The sequence below is a fragment of the Candidatus Enterococcus ikei genome (assembly GCF_017316105.1).
In the GTDB taxonomy this organism is placed as follows: domain Bacteria; phylum Bacillota; class Bacilli; order Lactobacillales; family Enterococcaceae; genus Enterococcus_L; species Enterococcus_L ikei.
Genome location: NZ_JAFLWD010000013.1, coordinates 47471 through 70164 on the forward strand (window position 1 = coordinate 47471; position 22694 = coordinate 70164).

Annotated in this window: 17 protein-coding genes and 1 pseudogene; 5 read left to right on the forward strand and 13 right to left on the reverse strand. The window is 34.1% G+C overall.

Going from position 1 to position 22694, the window contains the following annotated elements; translation table 11 throughout:
- Positions 1-5 precede the first annotated feature (5 nt).
- From JZO69_RS06470 to JZO69_RS06480, 4 genes and pseudogenes are all read right to left on the reverse strand, one after another.
- Positions 6-2147: a peptidase domain-containing ABC transporter gene (locus JZO69_RS06470; RefSeq protein WP_207112077.1), complete on the reverse strand. Its 2142-nt coding sequence runs from the start codon at positions 2145-2147 to the stop codon at positions 6-8.
- A gap of 13 nt (positions 2148-2160) precedes the next feature.
- Positions 2161-5259, reverse strand: coding sequence for a type 2 lanthipeptide synthetase LanM family protein (locus JZO69_RS06475; RefSeq protein WP_207112078.1), 3099 nt, complete (start codon positions 5257-5259; stop codon positions 2161-2163).
- Between the two features lie 228 nt (positions 5260-5487).
- Positions 5488-5544, reverse strand: a pseudogene (locus JZO69_RS16855) (hypothetical protein); the annotation flags it as partial.
- A gap of 132 nt (positions 5545-5676) precedes the next feature.
- On the reverse strand, positions 5677-8415 hold the full coding sequence (locus tag JZO69_RS06480) for a SpaA isopeptide-forming pilin-related protein (protein WP_242586611.1): 2739 nt from the start codon (positions 8413-8415) through the stop codon (positions 5677-5679).
- A gap of 227 nt (positions 8416-8642) precedes the next feature.
- Between JZO69_RS06480 and JZO69_RS06485 the strand changes: the two genes are divergently transcribed.
- Positions 8643-9515: a helix-turn-helix domain-containing protein gene (locus JZO69_RS06485; protein ID WP_207112079.1), complete on the forward strand. Its 873-nt coding sequence runs from the start codon at positions 8643-8645 to the stop codon at positions 9513-9515.
- A gap of 29 nt (positions 9516-9544) precedes the next feature.
- Here the strand turns inward: JZO69_RS06485 and JZO69_RS06490 are convergent, their stop codons facing one another.
- The 6 genes from JZO69_RS06490 to JZO69_RS06515 all read right to left on the reverse strand — a co-directional run bounded on the left by JZO69_RS06490 (position 9545) and on the right by JZO69_RS06515 (position 16058).
- On the reverse strand, positions 9545-11785 hold the full coding sequence (locus JZO69_RS06490; RefSeq protein WP_207112080.1) for a VWA domain-containing protein: 2241 nt from the start codon (positions 11783-11785) through the stop codon (positions 9545-9547).
- 35 nt (positions 11786-11820) lie between these two features.
- Positions 11821-12471, reverse strand: coding sequence for a hypothetical protein (locus JZO69_RS06495; protein ID WP_207112081.1), 651 nt, complete (start codon positions 12469-12471; stop codon positions 11821-11823).
- Between the two features lie 18 nt (positions 12472-12489).
- Entirely contained in the window at positions 12490-13356 is an 867-nt protein-coding gene (locus JZO69_RS06500; RefSeq protein WP_207112082.1) for a BsaA family SipW-dependent biofilm matrix protein, read from the reverse strand.
- Between the two features lie 52 nt (positions 13357-13408).
- The gene (locus tag JZO69_RS06505; protein ID WP_207112083.1) at positions 13409-14149 is read right to left on the reverse strand and encodes a hypothetical protein; all 741 of its coding nucleotides are present in this window, start codon (positions 14147-14149) and stop codon (positions 13409-13411) included.
- Between the two features lie 33 nt (positions 14150-14182).
- Positions 14183-15223 (reverse strand): BsaA family SipW-dependent biofilm matrix protein, encoded by a 1041-nt coding sequence (locus JZO69_RS06510; RefSeq protein ID WP_207112084.1) that lies wholly within the window; start codon positions 15221-15223, stop codon positions 14183-14185.
- Positions 15224-15311: 88 nt separating this feature from the next.
- Positions 15312-16058, reverse strand: coding sequence for a signal peptidase I (locus JZO69_RS06515; RefSeq protein ID WP_207112085.1), 747 nt, complete (start codon positions 16056-16058; stop codon positions 15312-15314).
- A 576-nt stretch (positions 16059-16634) separates the two neighbouring features.
- On the opposite strand from JZO69_RS06515, the gene JZO69_RS06520 reads away from it, so the two are divergent.
- Positions 16635-17204, forward strand: a complete 570-nt coding sequence (locus tag JZO69_RS06520; RefSeq protein WP_207112086.1) for a recombinase family protein — start codon at positions 16635-16637, stop codon at positions 17202-17204.
- 226 nt (positions 17205-17430) lie between these two features.
- On the opposite strand, the gene JZO69_RS06525 is transcribed toward JZO69_RS06520, so the two are convergent.
- The 3 genes from JZO69_RS06525 to JZO69_RS06535 form a co-directional block, all read right to left on the reverse strand.
- A complete protein-coding gene (locus JZO69_RS06525) occupies positions 17431-17745 on the reverse strand; it encodes a DMT family transporter (RefSeq protein WP_207112087.1) in 315 nt (104 codons plus the stop codon).
- Positions 17742-18077: a DMT family transporter gene (locus tag JZO69_RS06530; protein ID WP_207112088.1), complete on the reverse strand. Its 336-nt coding sequence runs from the start codon at positions 18075-18077 to the stop codon at positions 17742-17744. The genes JZO69_RS06525 and JZO69_RS06530 overlap by 4 nt, the downstream gene beginning before the upstream one ends.
- Positions 18078-18727: 650 nt before the next feature.
- Positions 18728-20056 (reverse strand): C1 family peptidase, encoded by a 1329-nt coding sequence (locus JZO69_RS06535; RefSeq protein WP_207112089.1) that lies wholly within the window; start codon positions 20054-20056, stop codon positions 18728-18730.
- 143 nt (positions 20057-20199) lie between these two features.
- On the opposite strand from JZO69_RS06535, the gene JZO69_RS06540 reads away from it, so the two are divergent.
- The 3 genes from JZO69_RS06540 (at position 20200) to JZO69_RS06550 (ending at position 22651) form a co-directional block, all read left to right on the forward strand.
- A complete protein-coding gene (locus JZO69_RS06540; protein WP_207112090.1) occupies positions 20200-20574 on the forward strand; it encodes a GntR family transcriptional regulator in 375 nt (124 codons plus the stop codon).
- Between the two features lie 14 nt (positions 20575-20588).
- The gene (locus tag JZO69_RS06545; protein WP_207112091.1) at positions 20589-21971 is read left to right on the forward strand and encodes a PH domain-containing protein; all 1383 of its coding nucleotides are present in this window, start codon (positions 20589-20591) and stop codon (positions 21969-21971) included.
- Positions 21972-22150: 179 nt separating this feature from the next.
- Positions 22151-22651, forward strand: a complete 501-nt coding sequence (locus JZO69_RS06550; RefSeq protein ID WP_207112092.1) for a GNAT family N-acetyltransferase — start codon at positions 22151-22153, stop codon at positions 22649-22651.
- Positions 22652-22694: the final 43 nt, after the last annotated feature.

Sequence of the window (22694 nt, forward strand, 5' to 3'; positions counted from 1 at the left end):
TTCTTTTACGATGTCATGCTCATTGGATCAAAATAGATTGAATGATAATAGCCTTTTAAAGCAAGTAATGTGTCATGCGTTCCTTCTTCAACTATTCGTCCTTGATCCATCACTAAAATCCGATCAAAATGTTTGATTGTGTTCAATCTATGAGCAACAATAATACAAGTAAAATCATAGGTTTTTAAACGATTCATAATAAAGTTTTCAGAAATATTGTCTAAAGAACTGGTTGGTTCATCCATTAATAATAAACTCGTTTCCTTTACTAATGCACGAGCAATCGAAATCCGCTGCATCTGACCACCTGATAAATTCATTCCACCTTCTGAAATTTGAGTTTCTAATCCCAATGGTAAATTCATGATGATTTCATCGACTCTTGAATCAAAAATCGCTTGTTCCGTTCTGGCTTGAGTCGTATTTTCTTGATCAAATACAATATTGTCATATAATGAAGCGTTAAAAATCGTTGGTTGCTGGTTCACAATACTAATACATTTTTTTAATGAGGTTTCATCAATTTGTTTTAGATCAATCGTATTAAACTTGATAACTCCAGAAGTAACATCATATAATCCAGCCAATAGCTTCAATAAGGTACTTTTTCCCGAACCGCTTTTACCAACAATTGCTACTTTTTCACCAGCTTTCACCTCAAATGAAATAGAACGCAAAATCTCCTCTTCAAAATGACTATACTTAAACGAAGCATCCTCAACAGTTAAAGACTCTACTTGAGAAATTTCTTTTCCCTCATTGGTTAAACGAGGATTATCCTTAGCCTCTAATATTTCATTTAATTTTCCAAAGTAAGATCGTAATAATAAAAACTCCGTGTATGAGTCAAAAACAGTCACGATCGGTGCAATAAAAGCGCCAGATAATGCATTAAAACTTATCAGTTGGCCTAATGTCAATTGTCCTTTTGTCACTTGAAACAGCCCAACATAGATCAATACGATCGGTAAAATAAATTGGATGGATGTTTGAAGTGTTCTAACCCAAGTTGAAAAACGATTTTTTTCTGTTCTCAGATCAATTTGATTTTTAAATGCCTCTCGCCATTTCGTATAGAATTGGTTTTCGGAACCTGACGATTTGACGGTCTCCATCCCTTCAAAAAGTTCTACTAAAATTCGTTGTACATTGGATTGAGCAGTCAATTCTTTATTGGTAATTCTCTGCACTTTTTTTGAATTAACAACCGAAATAGCGCCCATCATAAAAGCACCAAAAACAGCGATCAATGTCAAATTCATTGATAAATTGACCATTAAAATCAAATACACAAATACAAAAAGAAAGTCGACTGTAATCGACAGCATTCGCTGACTCATAATTTGCTGGATGATCACGCTAAGGTTTGCCCGAAAAATTAAATCACCTGTTGAACGATTGACAAAGAAACGTAAAGGTAAATGAATGATTTTCTTCATAAACTTCTTCATCAGAGTGAGATCAAATAAATTTTCCAATACAATCAATACCAAGCCTCTAGACACTTGTAGTAGATAATAGGCAACTAAAAGCGTCACGATCGTTAAAGCAATTTGAAAAACATTCGTGACTGCTACACTTGTATTATCAATAATTTTTTGCGTTAACCTAGGAATCGAAATGGTCACCATTTGAATCGAAAGAGTTAGTGCAATAAACAAAACTAATCTTGTTTTTTGGTTCTTTAATAGATCCTTTAAAATCATAGCTGTAGCATTCTGTTTTTTGCGTTGTGTGATTGTTACATCGACATCAGTTAAAATCAACGCTATATTAGAAAAACTTTCTTGAAACTCGTTTATTTTGATTTTTTTTCTAGCGCTTGAAGGATCTAAAATGATCGCTTCTTTAGCCGTTAATTTCTCTAAAACTACATAATGGCTTTCTTCCCAAAAGCAAATAACAGGTGCTCTCTGCTCTTTCAAAATAGCCAAATCAAGTACTCGAATCGCTTTCGTTTCAATCCCTCGATCCAATAAAATTTGACTTAGATTTGTCAGCGTATTACCGCCCTTAGGTACACCATAGATGTCTCTAAGATGACCGAGTGTCACATTATCATTATAATAATTTAAAACCATCGCGGCACAGGCTAAACCACATTCACTATGCTCGCTTTGTTCGGTAAAGGGTACTTTTTTTACCAACTTAATCTCCCCCTTATTTCTTTGGCAACTCCAAAGTCAGTATATCTGCAACCAAATTGGCATCATGAATACGTAATAATTGATGCCCGATTCCTGCTAATCCGGTAAATAGACCATATTTTGGAATTGTTGGTAAACCTTCAAATGTATATTTTTTATCTACAATTTTCTGGTTTGCTTTTTTTATTCTTGCTTGGATTTCTTCTTTTTGCTGTTCAGTAGCAATGGATGTTTTCCCATATTCGATTAAAAATTCTAGATCTCCAAAATAACCATGACATAAACAATCGTCTCTTTTTTCTTGTTTCAGCAAACGTTTTGCCGCAATTTGAACTTCTTCTGTTAATCGCTGATCTTCAAAATTACTATTTATTAAATCTAAATAGGCTATGCCAATTCCTGTTGAACCATAACACCAAAGATCATTAACCATTGGAGGAACAGGACGTAAATCCAGCCAGCCTTCTTGTTCAATGTCAAAAGTAAGTCGTTCTTTCGCTAAATATTTTTTGATTAGTAAGGTTAATTCTGGATCAGACTCCACCTTCAGCACACTGTTTATCGCATAAATCACACCTGAATAGCCATGTGCAAAGCCACCTTGGATGATTCTCGTATGATCTAAATCTGAAATCAATTGTTTCGCAAATTCAAAATAAATTTCCTTGCTTGTCACTTGATATAAATGAACAAAGACTTTTACAATAGAAGCCGTTCCACTTGTCCAGTCATAGTTTTCAATTGCGTTACGATCATATCTGGTCATATATCTCTCAGCAATTGATTCCGCTGCTTGCAACAAGTTCGTTTTTCCATTGTATTGATAGGTATAAAGCAATGGATAAATAGCCGCAACTGAGCCATAAAATGCTGAAACACTGTCTAGATAATCGGCTTGCAGTTTCAAAACAAGAGCTTCCGCAAGTTCGTAAGCTTTTTTGAATTGGGTATCTCCTGTCACATGATACAACTCACTAAAATAAAGATACATTCCTGTGATCCCATCATAAAAATTCTCATTCATAACATGGACAACATAATGATCCGGTGCAGTTTCTTCAATATTTTTCCAAGCAATTGAATCCTTACCCAAAAAAGCTGCTTCTAGGATTGCTTCACCTACCGCAATCGACCCATTTAAAAACGTTTCTACTTGTTTTAATGGAATTGTTTTCTCCTGTAAATCTGTTGCATGATACAAACCAAAAGAGGTTTTCAGATAATCCATTTGTTGTTCTTCTTGTTCCTTGGAAAAATTCTTTAGACGTGCTATTTCTAGATCAATTGCTTTTTCCCGATACATCTCAGGGATAACCTCACCTTGACTGGCAATTAAGCTACGAGAACTTGTACAATTAAAGAAAATTGGTACATCATGCTGCAGCATATCTCTTACTTCATAAGGAACTGGTTTTGAATTAGAATAGTCATGCATCCAAAGATTTTCAAATAGCTTCTCTCTTTCAATATAATCAACCATACAAGTCGGATGAGTGGAATAATCTAATAAATCACCATAACTTTGTGTCGGCTTAATTACATTACGAACCAGACAGTCTGAAAATATGTTTTCGGCTAAAGTAACTAGTGCCTGTTTATTTTTCAAAGCAAACGCTGAAAACTCCTTAAAGCCAGCAAAAATTGTTTCAATATAAGGCACAAAGTCAACCTTTTCTCCATTTAAAAGCGGAATATTCTCTGCTGCATCTGTAATATGTTCTTGGTACATAAACTGCATATTCACAGAATCAAAATTGACTACCTTCAAAACTTTGTATGGTAATTTTTGTTCGCCACCATTAAGTGCACTTAGCTGGATTCCTTGTGAGGCTCCGTTTACACCTGTCCGCGCTTCAAATAAATAAATGGGTACTAAACCACTCATTACAACGGATTCTCCATTTTCTTGCATGATTTTAGTGATCGCATTTTGACTATCTTGCATTGGCAAATGATTTTGAATAATCGTTTCAAGATCGATCAAAACAGGATTTTTCCCAATAGCCATCACGTTTTCTAAATGAAAGTCATTACCATTCAATAAATAAACCAATCCAATCGTCTGTCCAAATTGACGATAATACTGAATAACTTCTTCTTTAGATTGACATGAGGTATGAATCAAGCGTTCTTCAAATGTATAATTTTCCTTCACAATTTTTGTCGTTAAATAAAAATCAAAAGAGTCATCTATTTTGTTGATTTCTCGAACGAAACGATCAAAGCGCTCGCTGATGATTAGATTCTTTGGTTTAAAGACCAGGTCAACTTTGTTGTTGAAAGTTAATATTGCTACTGACTTTCCTCGATCATGTGAATCTCCTGCACCCATCTTTATGTTTGTTAGGCTGATTGGCGTGTCTATTTTAAACAATTGACTCAGCTCTGTTTCACTTTCTGTAATGGCTTGAATTAATGCTTCAAAGTTGGCTAGTTGAAAGTGGATTATTTCGGCATAAAGTCTCGTTACTACAGGATATTGAGTGAAAAAATCGGCTAACTTTTGTTTCGTATCAAACCGATTTACTAAGTACTGTTGGAACTCTTCTTTTTCATTCATCGATTCTGAAAAGTGCATAGTTTCTTTTTCTACATGTAAATCATAGACAAGTGTTCGTAAGCCGATTTCCATAAAGCGGTTGATTATTTCTTCAACAAAGTCATTGATTGCTGTTTCTCTAACCTGAATCGTAGGATACTTCGTAAGAATTTGTTTTAATTGCTTTTTAAAATAATCAATATGTAGACGTAGCGCATAAGTAAAGCTCACTTTATTTTCGTCTAAAACATCTCCTGAAAAATAATCTTCTTGCTCAAAAACTATCTGTGTTGTTTTCACCCACTCATCATCAGAAATAGCAGCATAAATGTATCCTTTTTCCTCAGAAGTCAATTTTTTGATTGCAAAGTCAAAGTCTTCTTCCGTTAATTGCATAGATTGCAGTATTTCCTTAAAACGTTCGTCAGTCACAGTTGTAGGGCGTTTTCGCCAACTTGTATAATTTTCTAAGTGGTCCCCTGAATAAGGCATTTGATTTTTTGAATAGTACTCTTTTAACAGCGCTTGTCGTTGTCTAATTGATGTTGCTTTGGCTAAATTTTTAAGATTCATCTTACTCTCCTTTGGCTTGTTTATTTATGTAAATGTTCTGCATTTCTTTGATTAAAAACAAGCGCTAGACAAGTCACTTGTTAGTAGTCACTCGTCTAGCTGCTTGTTTATTTTAAATTACCATCCACAACATCTTGAAGAACAGCAGTTGTAGCTACATCTTGTTGAGTAGCAGCAATTTGATCCCCAATGCATCCACCAACAGCTTCCTTGAACATTGTTCATTTCTTCAGGTGTCAATTCTTCAAATGATTTTCCAATTTTTGTTTCAGCTTTTTTGTTCATAGTGTTTCTCCTCCAAATGTGTTTTTTAGTGTGTGGATAATAAAATGTGCACTTTTATTATCATATATTTAAAATAGATCGCTTTTTGACGATCTATTTTAAAACAAATGTTAGTGTCTCACGTTAATTAAATTAAACTGTTAATTTTACAATCGTGAATTTTTTTGCTTGAATCTTAAATTTCGTTGGTTCAGATGTGCTATATCCTTGTACAAAAGGTGCAATTTCATATTCACCCGGCGGTAGATTAAGACTGATTTGTCCAAATGCGTTAGTTACCGCAATTGTATCGAATCTCACCCCATTGGCACTGGTAATAATATATTCCAAACCTTTGAGGTCTTGTTTGGTATTATTGCTTGAAACATAAACTAGCATGCGACCTTGTTCTTGTTTAGCGGTATTATAGAACTTTTTATCTACAATTTCTCCCACAGTAATTTCTGCTGTCTGTTCGGTACTATCAAGTTCATAACCATCTGGAGCTTTGGTTTCTTTTATAGTACTTTTACCACTTGGCAGATTTGGGAAGAATAATTCACCATTTACATCAGTTACACCTTTATGAACTTTCCCTGTAGAATCCGTCACTTCAAATTCAGTATTCGGAAGAACCGTATCTGTTTCGAATCCTTCTTTAGTTTTCGCATATTTAACGATCTTCAGGCCGCCCAGATTATCTTTTTTGACGTTAGCGTGTCTTATTTCTGCGACTTTTCCAGCTTCTACATCTATTTCATAAAATGTTGTATCTTCTTCATATCCTGGTGGCGCTTCTATTTCAACAACATAATATTTACCTTCAGCTAAATCATTTAAAATAATTTCACCGTTTTGGTCTGTTGTATAGCTTCCCATCAACTCTGTATCGCTGTCATAAACACCAAATACTGCACCTGGTAAATACACGATTGGATTTGAATCTTTCACGTATTTAATGATTTTTAAGGTTCCTGTGGTTGGTAGCACTTCTTTTTTGTTAATCACATCAATGCTTGAGGTACCATTTGGATCATCTTTAGATACTTTGATAAATTTTGGTGTTGCATCTAGTTCATAACCAGTTGGCGCTTTAGTCTCAATCAATTTATACGTACCAAACGGTAAATTTTTCAAACCAGCTACGCCATTGGCATCTGTCGTGATTTTATCCACTAATTTATCTGACGCATCATACACTTCAAATTCAGCATCCGCAAGTAACGCACCTGCTTCATCTTTTTTGATTACTTCTAAATTACCTGTTGTTATTTCTTTTTTGTTCGTAATGGTAATACTTACGACACCGTTTGGATCACCTTTAGATACTGTTACTTCTTTAGGTGTTACATCTAATTCATAGCCTGCTGGTGCTTTCGTTTCAATCACTTTATACGCTCCAAATGGCAAGTCTTTTAATTTACCTACTCCATTAGCGTCTGTCGTAATTTTCCCTACTAGCTTATCTTTTGCATCTTTCACATCGAATTCAGCACCTGCAAGTAACGCACCTGCTTCATCTTTTTTGATTACTTCTAAATTACCTGTTGTTTTAGCTTTCTTATTGACTACAATAATACTTACAACACCCTCTGGATTATCCTTTGATACTGTCACAGAACGTGGTGTTCTATCTGGTTCGTATCCTTCTGGTGCTTTTGATTCGTATACTGTATAGGTGTCAAATGCTAAATTTTCAAGAGTTGCGATACCATTCGAACCTGTAACAACTGTTTTAATCAATACATTTTTTGAATTGAATACTTGGAATTCAGCGCCTGATAATAGTTTGCCTTGCTCATCTGTTTTGATGATTTGAAGTGTTCCAGTTGTTACTTTCTTTTTATTCACGATTGTGATTTTTGCTACACCATTTGGATTGTCTTTTGATATTGTTACATCGTGTAATGTTGGATCTTTTTCATATCCTTCTGGTGCAATTGTTTCAAGAACTGTATATTCGCCGTATGGTAGATTGTTTAATGTAGCTACACCGTTTGTATTCGTTGTAATCGTTCCTACTACCTGATTTTTTGAATTATATACATTGAATTTAGCACCTGCTAATAACTTGCCTTGTTCATCTTTTTTGATGATTTGTAAACTACCAACAGCTTTTTTATTTGTTATATAAATAGTTGCAGTTCCTCCTGGTGAAGAAGAAGAGATCGTAACATATTTCGGTGTTGTATCTAGTTGGTAATCTGCTGGTGCTTTTATCTCTATTAGTTTATATGTTCCATATGGAAGATTTCCTAAATAAGCTACACCATTTACATTTGTTGCAATTCTGCCTACAAATTGATTGTTTGAGTTAAAAACATCAAAACTAGCACCTGCTAAAACTTGATTACCTTCTCCTGTTTTAACAATTTTAAGACTACCTTTTTGAATCGGTAATGCTTCGTTACATTTTGTAAAACAAACAAACTGCCCATTTTTTAATAAATTAAATGTCCGAACACTTGATTCTAATTTATAACCTACTGGTGCTTTCGTTTCTCTGATTGAATAATAACCTAGTGGTAATGTATTGGTATATGCAACACCATTATAATTAGTTTCAATAATTTGAGCTATGCGCCCCCATCTATCATAAATAGTGAATTGCGCTCCTGCCAATCTAGCCTTTGTGCTCTTATCATATTTAACTACTTGCACAGCACCTCTTTTTACAAAACAAAAAGTTCTTGGTGTTGGTTTCTCTAGGACTATTCTTTCTGTCTCTAATAAAGATTGATTCCCCAAATTTTGTGCCCTTGCTTCACTTTCAGTTAAAACTGACCACGAATTATTTCCAGTTGCCTCAGCTGTTTTCCAACCAAAGGTGCTAATTATTGTAAAAATAAAAGTATTGGAAATAATAAATATTTTTTTCTTTGCTTCATACAAAAAACTCCCTTAACAATTGATTTGATTATGAATACTAAACAATGTAACCTAGTAAGTAATAAACCATAAAAACGCCTTCATCATGATAATCAACTCCTTTTCTTTTACAAAAAAAATATTTTTTGTTTTTTAGTTAGTTATTTAATGTTTTTTGTTATAATAACATGTGTAATAGAAATTTTTTCCGTTTGTAAAGTAATTTATACAACAAAAAAAGGAGCGTACTATTGAAAAACTACGGAACACTTTTAAAGAAAATCAGACAAGAAAAAGGATTAAGTCAAAAAGATATCTATAGTGGTATCATGACCAGACAAACTTATTACTTAATTGAAACCAATGTCAGCATGCCCTCATTTGACAAATTTCTATTGATTTTAGAAAAGCTCTTTCTTTCAACCGAAGAATTTTTAAGCTTACTAAATCCAGAAATATTCCCAGCTGAAAACCAGCTTTATTACAAGTTAAGCCAAGCTGTATTTAAAAAAGATAAAAATCACTTAGAGCTATTGGCCCAAACATCGGATCATCTTTATCAAACAACCACGAACGAAAAATATTTACATCTTAACTTAATTACTAGAGCAATGCTTCAGCTAAGCTTCACAAAACAGGATTCTGATACCAATGAAGCCTTAGCTGAGTTAATGATGCCAATTAAAAATTATTTAATTGGCGTTGACAAATGGTACCTTTACGAACTGAAATTACTAAATAATTCTCTTTACTGCTTTAGTTTGACTGAAGCAATTTCTTTAACGACTCTCGTTACTCAAAAAGGCGAAACATTCCCGTTTCTTGAAGAATATCAAGATACAAAAATAAGAATCTATTTAAATCTTTCATATCTATGTTTACACGCCCAAGATTATACGCACACGAAACTGTTTTCTAACTTTGCTAAAGAAAGCGCACAAACAGAGTATCGCCTTTTTGAAGCGATTGCTTCTAATCTTAATTATGAAATTGCCCAATCAGCTAGTACATCCAAACAATTGAATTCAAAAATCAAGAAATACCTTGAAATTTTAGAAACACTGGATTATCAAAATGTCGTCGATGCGTACCAAGAAATTTTGGTTTCAAACAATATTAGTTAATTTTAATTTGTTTTTTATTAAAATTAGTATTAACCAAATTTATTTTCTTTATAGGACCAACTATATGGTCTAGGAGTACTTTCTTGCGTCCCATTATGATCTGTTCCTAAATCGGGAGTAATAAACATCGTTAGCCAATATTCATTATTATTTTGATAATTTAAGGAAACTTTATTTGTTTTCACTAAATCTGCCATGTTGCTTGATAGATGGATTAGATTCAAGTTTGTATCTGTTGTCGTTACAATATAACCAAAGATTCTATAATATTCTGGAATCAAGTCGTTTATTTCTACTTGATTCTGTCCTTTTTTCAAAATAATTTCGTATTTCGTAAATAACTCTTGTCCAACCTCATTTGATGTGTTTTTAGTTGTACTGCCGGAAACAATATTTACTCTTTGTTTTGTATCCCCAATAGTGGATTTATAATAGCCTTTTGAAGGAATAACTAAATCTTCATTTGGTTGAACGACACTTTGTCGGATATTCAAAAAGACTTTTTTTTGCTCAGCGATTGATCTGTTGGTTACAATGATCTGTTGATGAGCATAACTCTCCACAGGTGAAGTAAATTTGAATAGCTTCTTGGCAGCTGATTGCTTTTGACCATTAATGTCGATCTCGGTCTCATATTTTTGACTTTCTTTCAGTAGTTCTTCAACAAAATAATTTTGATCCGCTTTCCAAGGATGAACAGTTTTTACTACTTCGTTTGGAGAAAGAGAAAAGCTATCCTTGGAAGTGTAGGGATCATCACCATATTTAAAATCGAAAGTTTCGGTTTTATTTGAACTTTCTGAACCATTTTCATCTAGTAGTTTCTTTTGTAAACTAACTATGATCGGCTTGACTTTTGGAATAGGAAAATCGGTGATTTTTACCTGTTCAGCATAGTCTTTGTAGATGATTAATGTTCTTCCATTCGTCGCTGCTAAACCATTGGCATCAATAATCCCCGTGTTCAATACATTATTCCCTGCGTCCACTCGGTACGTCATTTCCGCATACATTACATCTTCGTCAGGATCAGTAGAAACTGGTGTTTTTAGTGCACCTACATTCCAGTTAATTGAAGTTTTACTTCCAACCTCCTTAAGTTTAGAACTTCCTTGAGTTACGGTTACCACTCCGTTTATAGTAAACCCTGTCCCCATAGGATCCGTAACTGAAGCAGTTTTAATAGCACCAACAAGTTCCCCTGCGATTCCTTTCAGAATATCTTCTAAATTGTCTGAGGTTGCTGAAAAACATTTATCTTCAGAAGAAGCAATTTCTTTTAATGTTTGGTTACCGACTGCGACGCTATCATCTTCAGTATTTGCTTCTAAATCTAGATCCACACCGATTGTATAAAACGTTGTGATCAACGGTGTTTTATCTGTTTCTCTTAGCTCTTTCTTTCTAATCGTAGCTTCTGCTATTGCACTATTTGCATGGTTTGCAGCCATTCGTATTTTTGAACCAGAAGGTGCTGGTCCATAGGGCGGAGAGCTTGCGTTATAGCGATATTGTCCATCAGCCCCTCTTCCGTAGGGCTTCGTGTAATCAAACTCAGGAATGTTTTTAGTCGTTTCATAATAGGTATATTCGTCAACACTGTGAGGATATTTTTCCATATATTCAAATTGATTGTAAGGTGAGGCTGGAACATAGCTAAATGTTGGCACACCATCAGAAATCAAGACAATACTTCTATTTTTTCCAGTTGCACTTTTTATAGTATCAGCAGCTGATTTAATTGCCGCTTGAGTAAATGTTCCTCCCTCAGCTTTTAAGCCACGTATTGCATCAATCAATAATCCTTTGTGCTTAGAATCAACAAATTTACCACTCCAACCAGAATCGTTAAAGTTGAAATTTGTCACTTCATTGCTATAGGTGACGAGCGCAATTCGATTGTTGTAGCCTTCACGTAAAATCGTATTTATAAACTTTTCCGCTGCTGATTTTGCTTTAGGCATCCGATTGTTTTGATTCATGCTTCCTGATGTATCAATAACTAAAATAATATCGGATGGCGGTGGTGGAAACTGGTTGCGCCCTTCGATTCGCAAGGTGATATCCCATTGATTAACCATACCAGGTACGGGTTTTGCTGTTTTATTTAATTTTACTTGTCCAGGCTGAATATCTGTTTTCTTTGCTGCTTTAATCGGTGCATTTGTATCAAGTAATAGAGATTGAGCAAGGTAACCTGAGCTGAACAAACAGCAAAGAAAGATGAGCCATTTCAAAAAATATACTTGTCTTTTTTGTTTTTTTCGCACTATGTCACCTACTTTCCTCTCCGTTATTTGATCACTCAATTGATTGTCTGATTTTTTAATGTGTTATCAATTTCTATAAGTGGTGGATCTATTGGTATTTGTCCATTCCACCAAGCATCCCGATAAGCAAATTTTGTTGCACTAATCCCTTCGGCTTTGATTTCAAATGATAAGGTTGCATCTATATAGCCTTCAGTGATATTCGCTTGATTCATTTTCACTTTTGTAAATAAAAGAGTCGTACTTACTCCTTTTGCAAGCTTCTTTTTATAATAAAAATAACCATCTTGTCCCTCAAACCAATCTATCAAATTGTAATCAATCGTTAAAACAGGATTTGTACCTTCGGTTGTTGCTGGCAACAATGTTATTGACCCGTTCGCTTGTTTTTTGGTAATAATAGGTAATGCTAAAACTCGAATGAAACTATCTTGTTCTCCTGTATTTTTGACTGTAACTTTTTTCAAATACTCTTTCTCTGGTTCAAAGATACTAGGCGGGTCAAATTCCTCTTCAACTGAGGTTTGAAAATTACTGATTCTAAACTCATTTTGTTTTTGATCGCTATCTGTCATCGCCGCATATGTTTGATATAAACCAAAAGAAAAACAGATTAGAATGACTACAGCTGTGACAAAAAGAGTGAGCTGTTTTATTGATAGAGGTGTCTTCTTTTTTTTCTTCAAAATTTATCGCTCCTTTTTCTATTCACTTAGCCGATCATGATACATGTTGTAGACATTGCTGGAATCTCCAAGGTTCCAAGTGCTTACAAGTGCTGCGGTGGCATCATGAGCATCCATCGACGGATTTAATTGATAGAGAGCTCCTTTAAATTTATTAGGTGCACCATCGCTCAATGTCACATTTGTCACTACTGACTGACTTAATTCTCCTGGGGATAATAATTCAGAATAGTAAAAATAGCCATCTTGGTACAACCAATAGTTTTTGGTTTCTTTTGAAGGTACTGAATCGTAAACATTTTCTGGAAAAATTGGCTGAAACCAGCGTAAATCTGTTTTTTCTCTATTGCCATCTTTAAATTTATACATTTCTAGTCCAGTCAGATGATTTGGGACAATAGCCTTGTTAGCAATAAAATAGTGTCCTTCATTTAAGTATGTTCCACCAGCTGTTACAGCTGCTTGCCAAGTCTCTGTCTTTGTTTGGTCAACGATTGGATGAATTTCAGTTGGTGATGTTGCTAAGTTTCCATTCCCTGTTTGATCTGTTGTATCTACTTTAAATGTTAGTAGGTACTCATACAGACTGATTCGAACAAATGCAGAGATATTCCCTGTATTTTTGACTTTGATAATTTTTATAGCCTTTGTTCCAGGCTGCCACTGTGTTACTGGTTCAAATTCTTCCATAATTTCTGCAGATAGTCTTGAACCAACAAAATGGTTTGTTTCATTACTTTCTGATACAAACCATGCATATGTACTTCTTAGAACCATCAAACCTGAGAAGAGAAATGCACTTATTGCGACAATAAATTTGTTGATTACTTTTACTTTTTTTCGTTTCCGATTTTTTTGGGAAACGTTTCGTTTCTTTTTTTTCATGCTATGTCGCCTCCCATCATTTGATTGCTCTAAGAAAAACTAATGTATAGCTTTATTTTTTCTTCTTTTTTGATTTGTTGCTTTCTGATTTTTTATGCTTGATGATCAATAGGATGATTAAAATCAAGAATAGTCCTATGCATGAAAAGAGAAGTGCATTGCGCCAATCTTCACCAGTATTCGGCAATCTAAATTTATCTATTATCTTATCGACAAACGAGTGATTAGGCTTTTCTGGTTCTCCAGTATCGGGCAAAGTAGTTTTTACTGCTTTGAATTTCCAAATCATTTCCACAATATTTTTTTGAGAGAAATCTTTGTTTGTGTATTTTTTTCCATCTAACTCAAAATTTGCTTCTAACATTTTAGTATCGCCACTTCTGAATAGCCCTAACTCTAAAGGGGTTAATTTATCCTGTAAATTCATTGTTTCATTTATTCCAGATAACGGCCCTTTATAAATTTCTTTTTCTTCGTAGATCAATGTCAGTTGAATGGCTTTTGAAAGATCCAAACTGCCTTTAACAAGGGTTGGTTTACTTACACTCATTGTCAAACGATAGGGACTATCTTTTTCCATATTAATGATCGTTATTTTAGTGGACCATTTTTTTCCCGGAGCAACGTCTCGAATATCCACTAGGTATTGTCCATCATTATCGATTTTAATTCCTTGATCATCACCTACGACTATTCCAGAAGGAAGATCAGAATAAGCTTTTGCTTCAGCAAAATCAGGCATAATTGATAGACAAATCAATAGAACTATTCCTATCACTATCCGCTTGCTCATTCTTCTTCCTCCTTAATAGACCGTTGCTTCCTATTATTTAGCAGGGACTAAATCCTTCAATGCATTTGCTAATGCATCATTGTTACCACTTGGCAACCATTCGTTTACAGCATCTTTATAAGCTGCAATACCTTGGCCTGTTACGGTTAAATCATAGCTTAATTTACTATATTCATTTCCTGCTGTTCCTAGTAATTTAACAGCATCCATCATTTGCGTTGAATTAGCACCTGGTTCTAAAACACTTGTATAGTAAAAATACCCATCAGCAGCATTAAAATACCATTTATTCGCAATTTTAGGATCTGTTGTAATATTGTTAAATGAAATTTGAATATTTTTTTCTCCTGTCGCTGCCGGTACATTCCAAATCAACTCTCCATCTTTAGTAAATGTCGGCGTATAAATTGGTGCTTTTGTCCATTCTTTTTCATCTGGAGTTTGGTAATCAAGTGCTACATAGCTAAGTGCCGGTGTTCCTGATTTTACAGTAATTTGATTTTTATCATTTCTGTTGAATCCATCAATACCGCTGGCGTAATAAAGAACTCCGCCTTTTTCAAAAGCATAACGATATGAATAGAGTGTTTGATCGCCAACTTTTTCTGATTTTTCTTTTACTTTCAAGGTATAATCTCCAGCAAAATCCCCTTCTTTTACAGTGATTTTAGGAGCTGCTCCATCAAACGTAGCGTCTGTAAAACCTGTTGGTGCCTCTTTTCCTGTTAATAGATAAACCTCTGTGCTTGTTTTCTTTTCAAGTTCAGCACCCGTCGTTAGTTTTGCAGTATAGTCTTTCAAACGTTTTAATGACTCGCTTAATGAGACACGGACTAGTGTTCTGTATTCACCCATATTGACAATAGCCACATCTTTATTTACTTCTGAACCTGGTTCCCAATCTTTGGGCGGATCAAACGTTTCCACCACTTCGATATCCTTCCCTGTTGTCATTCGACCTTCAAAGTGGTTCTTTTTTTGATCTTCACTGGTAAACCAGGCAAATGTAGCTGCCATGACCGCAATAAGTGCAAACCCACTCGCTAAAGCAACTATTTTTTTCTTTTTCTTCATTTTTCAGTTTCCTCCTAATTTTTTTATTATCAACCTTTCAACGGTAACGATAGAATTTCTTCCGCTTCAGTTAAAAAGTAAATATCTTTTATTTGTTTAAAATGTAATACCTAACCACCGTGATAAATCCGAATACCGAAATCAAGAAGATGCTTGAAACTAATAGATTCTCACGTATAAAATTTAGAAATGCGCCTATCTTGGGAACCACTAGAATTTTCTTGCCAACTACTTGATTTTCACTGATAGGAACGTCTTCGGCTAAGTTTGCATCTCCTTGGGTGATATAATAGGTGCCTTTGACATCGCCTAATTGATCTAATTTTTCTTTCACTCTGTGAGTCAAAAAGGCCTGGCTTTTAATACTTGGTCGAAAAGTGATGATGTCTCCTACGTTTGCTTCATTTCCAGCAATATTTTTGACTATAATGACATCGCCTGAATGAAAGCCTCCCTTTTGGTTTTTGGGATCTCTTGGTACCATCGAATCAGTCAACACACCAAAGAATCGATAACCTAAAATACTTTTATCTGCATTCTTAGTGGTTGCAAAAATAATCGATCCAACAATCATAAACAAAATCAAACTATAAAAGAGCACATTGAATAGGAACGCATAGAGAGGATTTCTAACCTTTTGGGTACTAGCGATTTTTCTTTTTTGTGAAACAGTTTTTTTCTTCCTCTTCCTATTTTTAGCATCAGGTCTCTTCTCTTCTTTTTTGACGGTTATGTTTTGATGATTCAATTCTTTTTTATTATGTTTTGGCTTGCTGGCTGATGATTGTGCTATTTTTTTATTTGGTCGTCGCTTCTTCTTTCGCTCTTCCACCATTTGCTCCAAACCCTCACTTTGTATTATTAAACTCTTGTCACCATAGAGTACGATTAAAAAAACAACACTTCCAAAAAACTAATGATATTGAGAAAATCAACTAAAACGAAAAAAAAATACACTTGAACGGACAAATCCTTTCATAGCGTATTTTAAAATTGTTTATTTCTAAAAAAATAAAGCTGTCTCAGCTCTATAAAAATCATTAGTTTATTATAGAGAATACAGAAAGTCAATAGTATAAAAAAAACTTTGTTATATTAAATTTAAAGGCGGTGATTACAATGTTTTGATCGACGTGAGTGGGACATAACTCTTCGAGTCATATCCCACTCACATGGAATCCGGATAAACAGTGGGAGCAGAAGCAATCACTACGCTACGCTTCGATCACATCAAATTCTAAGTGCTAAAGCACTAAGATTTGAAGGCTTCGGAAATAAGCTGAAATTCACAAAAATTTGAAGAACAATTTTCGTGAATTCCTTCTTATTTCTCGGGATTAAACACTTCTGTCCCAACCTCATAATAAAAAAATTTGTCTTACCACTATTAATAAGTCAGGGGTGTTCATCAATGGCAGTTATCGGCTATATGCGTGTCAGCACGCATCAACAAAAATTTGATTCTCAGCAAAAAGCGCTTGAAAGATATGGCGTGGATTATATTTATAAGGAGCGTGAAAGTGGCAGAAAGACATCTAGAAATGAACTTAACAAAGTACTTGCTCGTTTAAAACCAGGAGATACACTGGTAATTTTTAAGCTTGATCGACTATCGAGAGGAACAAAGCAACTACTCAGCTTATTGGAAGAATTTGATCGAAGAAATATTCATTTTGTTAGTATCCAAAATAATATAGATACAACAACACCTATGGGACGATTCTTTTTTACAGTGATGGGGGCCTTTGCGGAAATGGAAGCAGAATTGATTCGAGAAAGAGTGTTAGCAGGCCTTGAAGCAGCAAGAGAAAATGGCAAAAAACTGGGCCGACCGCCACGAACAAAAGAGGTAAATAAGGCGATGAATCTTTATATGAATTCAGATTTGTCTGTACCGGAAATTGCGAAGAAATGTAACGTATCTGTCCCAACTGTTTACAATCACATTAGGAAACAAAATCTACTCAGAAATCTGAACTAAACCACACACACATAATTACACACTGAAAAAACTAAGAATAAATTATTCTTGATACAAACTTGTATCATCAAGTATCTATTAAACTAGATGTACATAAAAAATAGGACTTAGGCCAACTGTGGTTTTCACTTGGCCTAACCCTATGTACGAGGAATCAGAAGTAGTTCCTACTTCATTTCTTTGAGCTAAACACTTTTTGTCTCAGCTTCATAAATTATTTAATGACCTAGCCGATCAGCTTTAATCCAATTACTGATGCTAAAATAACACCAATAAAAACAACTCTGCGCCAATCCTTAGATTCTCCATAAAAAATCATTCCTAAAATTGCTCCGCCAGCTGCACCAATCCCAGTCCAGATAGCATAAGACATGCCCATCGGCAGAACCTTCATTGCTAAATAAAGAAAAATAAAACTACTGCCAAAGGTCAGAAACAACAAGAATAAAGATTTTTTATCTTTGTTTGCATTAAAACGATTGATCGATCCAACACCTAGCATTTCAAAAATTCCTGCAATAATCAAAAATAACCAACTCATTTTTGTTTCTCTCCTTTCTCACCAGTAACAAATTTTAATCCCATCACACCGATCAGTAATACAACGATTAATAAAATTTTTGAAATCTTGAATTCCTCACCAAAAAACAAAATTCCTGTAATCACTGTACCAGCTGTACCTAAACCAACAAATACCGCATAAGCTGTTCCGACAGGTAGTGTTTCTCCTGCCTTGATCAAAGCATAAAAGCTAATAAAAATGAATACAACGGTAAGTAAAATCTCCCACCAAGTTGTACTATGCTTCATTCCAATGACCCATAATACTTCAAAAAACGCACCAATCATTAATTTTATCCAATCCTTGTTCATCTAAAAAACCTCCTAGTTTATAACTTAAACAGCGATTCATTAAAACAAATAAAAAAAGTGCCAATCAACAATTCTATCTATGGCCTAAGAATTGTGGATCCACACTTTTGACTAATGAACAGCCGGCGCTGCTTATTAAAAGTTATTTGATTTAATTTTATTGAAACTGTCCCTCATTTTACTCTACAAAAAATGATTTGGCAATAGACAGCGTAATTTTTTATTAAAAAAAATTTAATAATTTATTTATTTGATGTTTTATTTCATTTTTTTATTATCATCAGCCTAAATGTCTCAAAATTCAATCATTTTAGTGATAACAATTCTCACTATTCTTATTAAAAATATTTTATCTTAAAATAAACTATAATCTGATCAGATAATTCCGAAAATTTACGCCTCATGATTTTGTAAATCTAATCAACATATGATACACTTACGTTATCAAAAAAAGATTCTTAGTGAATCGGTTAACGTTGATATTACTTACTTTAGGCGGTAGTAATGTCAGCGTCTTTCTTTTGCTTAAACAAATTATAACACACCAAAATCTTTTTGAAAATATCCATATACTTTTGGTAATAAAAAAAACCCACCTTTTAAATGGTGGGAAAAATATCTTATTAAGTTAGTAAACTGACGTACTTTTTTTAAGCTAAAGCGCCCATTGGGTCCCAAGGTGCTAAAACAGTTGGTTTTTGTTTCCAGACTTCTTGCAATTCTGGTGACAATAATTCTTTACGAACAACGATTTGATATGTATACTCATCCATCCAAGCATCACTCATCACAAAAAATCCTTTGTCTCCGACTTTTTCGCCCCAGCTATTTTCTACTTTCCATTTTGTTGAAGTCCCATCGATCAGATCCACACCCGTTAAAACCATCGCATGTGTCATCAAACTTTCACCAAAATCTAGGCGTTCAGCTTTGGTCATAGTGAAATCAATATCGAATAAATCATTCATATCATAGGCATCTAACGACATAATTCCACTGTCTCTTGTAGAAGATTGACCTACATCACAGCCAAACCAAACAGATTCTCCTTGTTCTAATTGAGCTACTGCTAATTTTTTAAATGTACTCATATCTACATTAATATATTTTACTTCTTTGCCGCCTACAACATTTCCTAACATTTCGACAGTATAGGTTTGATTGTAAGGTTTATCTGCTGTTGGTGCGTTGATTACACTTACATACTCATCAAGATTCACACCAACATATTTTTCATAAAATGATTGCGGTGTCAAATGTTGATCCAAATGATAATTTTTTTCCTCATCGCGATACTCAAAGTCAAAGGTATCCGGCGGTGTACCTAATGAAATCGCTAAAAAGTTATAGACTTCTCCTAGCATTTCTTCTTTAGCCGCTTGAACTTCTGCAGGTGTTTTTCCACTAAGGATCAATTCACGCAAAATCGTTGCATCTTTTCTTAGTTTTTTATTTAAGTAATTATTTAAATCACGAGAGTTTGAGCTGTTGCTGCTTTCTGGCATCGCTGTTTTTGGTACCACGCCATATTTTTGGAAAAGAGATACGATCATATCCCATTGTCCACCATCTTGTTGAGGTGTTGCTAATAAGAAAGCCACTTTGCGGCTGTCTAATTCTTGATCCGCTGTCGCAATAATATTTTCATAGAAATAATTTGATTTTTCATATTTATCCCAGAAAAATGTATAGTTTTGAGAAAGTTCAAAATCTTTTAGATTGAAGCTGTTGATCATTTTGTGTCTAAAGGTATTTAAAGCCGCAAACATCCAGCAACGACCGCTTTGCTTTTGATTTGCTACTTTTCCAGTCGCAAGATCTACTGAAAATACGGGTACATTATTGACTTCAGCACTCTGATTTTGCGCAGAAGCTGTGATTCCGTTTTTAACAACACCGCGTTGTACCGCGTTTTGCTTATTATTTTCCATAAATGTATCATGGAATTTTTTTGTAGCTGTTGGTTCGATTACTGACATATTGAATTCATCCTTTCACGCATAACATTTCTTTTCTATTATATGCCTGAATTTTCAATCTCTCAAGTCTTTGATAAGATAAACTTGCTTTTATGTATTGCTTGTATTATTATATATAATACAAAGAGAAAAGAGGTGAACCTATGTTATTAGAGATTGATTCTCAGAGTGACGTACCGATTTATCAACAGATTTGCAATCAACTCATCCTAGGAATCGCTAAAAATGAGCTTCAGGCAGGCGAAAGTCTTCCTTCTGTTCGGCAAATGGCAGATGAAATCGGAGTCAATATGATGACCGTATCAAAAGCGTATACTTTATTGAAAAATGATGGCTATATTTTGACAGATCGCCGTAATGGAACCAAAATAGCTCAAAAGCAGAAAACAGATCCCTATTTTCAAACATACTTTTCAGAAACATTAGAATTATTGTTAGCAGAAGCCTATATTCATCAATTTTCAGAAAATGAGATACAAGAACAAATCAAACTGATTTATCAAAAATTTGAACAATAGAAGGTGTATTAAAAATGAATTTTTTTCTATATTTATTACTTGTTGGGGTCAACTTTTTAATGGCATTTACAGGAAGAATAATTGCAAATCCACATAAAAATATTGTTTTAGAAACAACTTTACCTAAAGATAAACTTCAAGACGATCAAGTTCTGACAGTTAGTAAAACCTACAAAAAAAGATTGTTGCAAGGTGCGCTGATTTTCTCTATCGCAGCTCTTCCCATCATTGTTATACCTTATGATTCTTTGACATTGCTCTATTTTCTAGTGATGATGTTTGGGTTTATTGGGACTTCTTTTTACTTACAGATTGTTTATATACGTAAAATGACTACTGTAAAAGTCCAAAACAATTGGATTTTACCAACAAGTCCGATTTTAGTTGATACAAAGTTAGTGGCAAATAAAAACCGTAAATTGATTGCTATTTGGTGGTTTTTTCCAAGTATTTTGATTACTCTTTCAGGCTGTATTTATTCTTTTAAAACACTTGGTTTTTCTAATGGGACTTGGATTATTTACTTGATTTCTTTTCTTGTGACCGGCATGTTTTTACTTTTTTATTATTTTATTGCACGTTTTCCAGTTAAGCCACTTACAAGTGATGAAACAATCAATGAAAAAGTCAATGATCAAATGCGGCATCATTGGTCTGTTCTAATGGCTGTCTCAGCATTGGTCATGAGTTTTTTAGCTTTTATGCCAGCTCTTTCGATCAGTATTCCTTATGAACAACTGATACTATTATCCGTTGGTTATGCTGTGTTTATTATTGCATTTGTCATTTTTACTTTCTATTATTTATTCTCATCCCGAAAAAAACAGGATCAGTTGATTGCACAAGCTAAGGAGTATCGTTATAGCGATGAAGATCAATATTGGAAATATGGCATTTATATGAATCCCAAGGATAAAAGAATTATGGTTCCTGATCGTGTGGGAATGAATATTTCTACAAATCTAGGCAGACCTGGCGGAAAAATTGCTATGGGAGTGATTGGTGTTTTTGTTTTGATTGCTTTAGTTGCCGCAAGTATCCCAATGCTGATCAGCGATTTTTCAGCTAATCCATTTGAATTGACCACAACTCGCAATGGTATCAAACTGTCAGCACCCTTAAGTCAAAGTAGACAAATCGATTGGAATGATATTGAATCGGTCGAGCTGATCAACAGCCTGCCTAAAGATAGACTCCGTATTTATGGAACAGCAACAGAAAATTATTTAACTGGAGAATTTCAGATCGATGCTAAACCTGCTTATTTACTTGTTTTAACGAATAAAAAACCAATTTTAGAAATAAAAACCAAAGATAAGCTATACTATTATACAAATAAAAACAACGACCGAACAAAACAATATTATCAAACGATTCAAGAAACGATTAAAAAGTAAAACTCAGCAAGGAAAAGTATGATCAATTTTCCTTGCTGAGTCATTTTTTGGTTCATCCTATCACGTAATGTCAGCTGTGATAAACTTTTTTACTTGAAATGCTTGATTTAGTGAATTATACTTTGACATATCTCTTTTATGTGATTAAACTAAGCTTAATGAATAGGGGTGAACAAATAATGACTGTATTCAACATAAGAAACTATCAAAAATCTGATTTAGAAACCATAATTGCTTTATTTAACAATACTGTTCAAGCAATCAATAAAAAAGACTACACACCACAGCAAATTGAACAATGGGTACAGCTAACACCTGATTATGAAAAGTGGCATGCTACATTGTCATCTACTCATACAATTGTTGCTCAAAATAGAGATAAAATCTTGGGATTCGGTAATATTTCTGATTCAGGAGAACTTGATTATCTATATGTAGACAAAGAATGGATTGGCTATGGCGTCGGGAAAATGCTTGCTACAAATTTGATCGACTATGCTTTTAAATCTGGAGCAAAACAAATCACTGTGTATTCTTCAATCACAGCTAAACCTTTTTTTGAATCACTTGGTTTCGAGTTATTGGAACAAAAAATCAACTATCGTAATGGTGTATTACTCATGAATTACCTAATGGTCATTCGTAAAGTAGAAGAACCAAAAGCACCTTTCTTTAGATAACTAAAAAACATACTAAGATTATTTTCTAATCTTAGTATGTTTT

Bases quoted from the DNA above. Each gene is read 5' to 3' on its own strand.
- JZO69_RS06475 (WP_207112078.1), bottom strand. From the start codon at position 5,259: ATGAATCTTAAAAATTTAGCCAAAGCAACATCAATTAGACAACGACAA.
- JZO69_RS06540 (WP_207112090.1), top strand. From the start codon at position 20,200: ATGTTATTAGAGATTGATTCTCAGAGTGACGTACCGATTTATCAACAG.
- JZO69_RS06530 (WP_207112088.1), bottom strand. From the start codon at position 18,077: ATGAACAAGGATTGGATAAAATTAATGATTGGTGCGTTTTTTGAAGTA.
- JZO69_RS06500 (WP_207112082.1), bottom strand. From the start codon at position 13,356: ATGAAAAAAAAGAAACGAAACGTTTCCCAAAAAAATCGGAAACGAAAA.
- JZO69_RS06535 (WP_207112089.1), bottom strand. From the start codon at position 20,056: ATGTCAGTAATCGAACCAACAGCTACAAAAAAATTCCATGATACATTT.
- JZO69_RS06505 (WP_207112083.1), bottom strand. From the start codon at position 14,149: ATGAGCAAGCGGATAGTGATAGGAATAGTTCTATTGATTTGTCTATCA.
- JZO69_RS06550 (WP_207112092.1), top strand. From the start codon at position 22,151: ATGACTGTATTCAACATAAGAAACTATCAAAAATCTGATTTAGAAACC.
- JZO69_RS06510 (WP_207112084.1), bottom strand. From the start codon at position 15,223: ATGAAGAAAAAGAAAAAAATAGTTGCTTTAGCGAGTGGGTTTGCACTT.
- JZO69_RS06545 (WP_207112091.1), top strand. From the start codon at position 20,589: ATGAATTTTTTTCTATATTTATTACTTGTTGGGGTCAACTTTTTAATG.
- JZO69_RS06515 (WP_207112085.1), bottom strand. From the start codon at position 16,058: ATGGTGGAAGAGCGAAAGAAGAAGCGACGACCAAATAAAAAAATAGCA.
- JZO69_RS06525 (WP_207112087.1), bottom strand. From the start codon at position 17,745: ATGAGTTGGTTATTTTTGATTATTGCAGGAATTTTTGAAATGCTAGGT.
- JZO69_RS06520 (WP_207112086.1), top strand. From the start codon at position 16,635: ATGGCAGTTATCGGCTATATGCGTGTCAGCACGCATCAACAAAAATTT.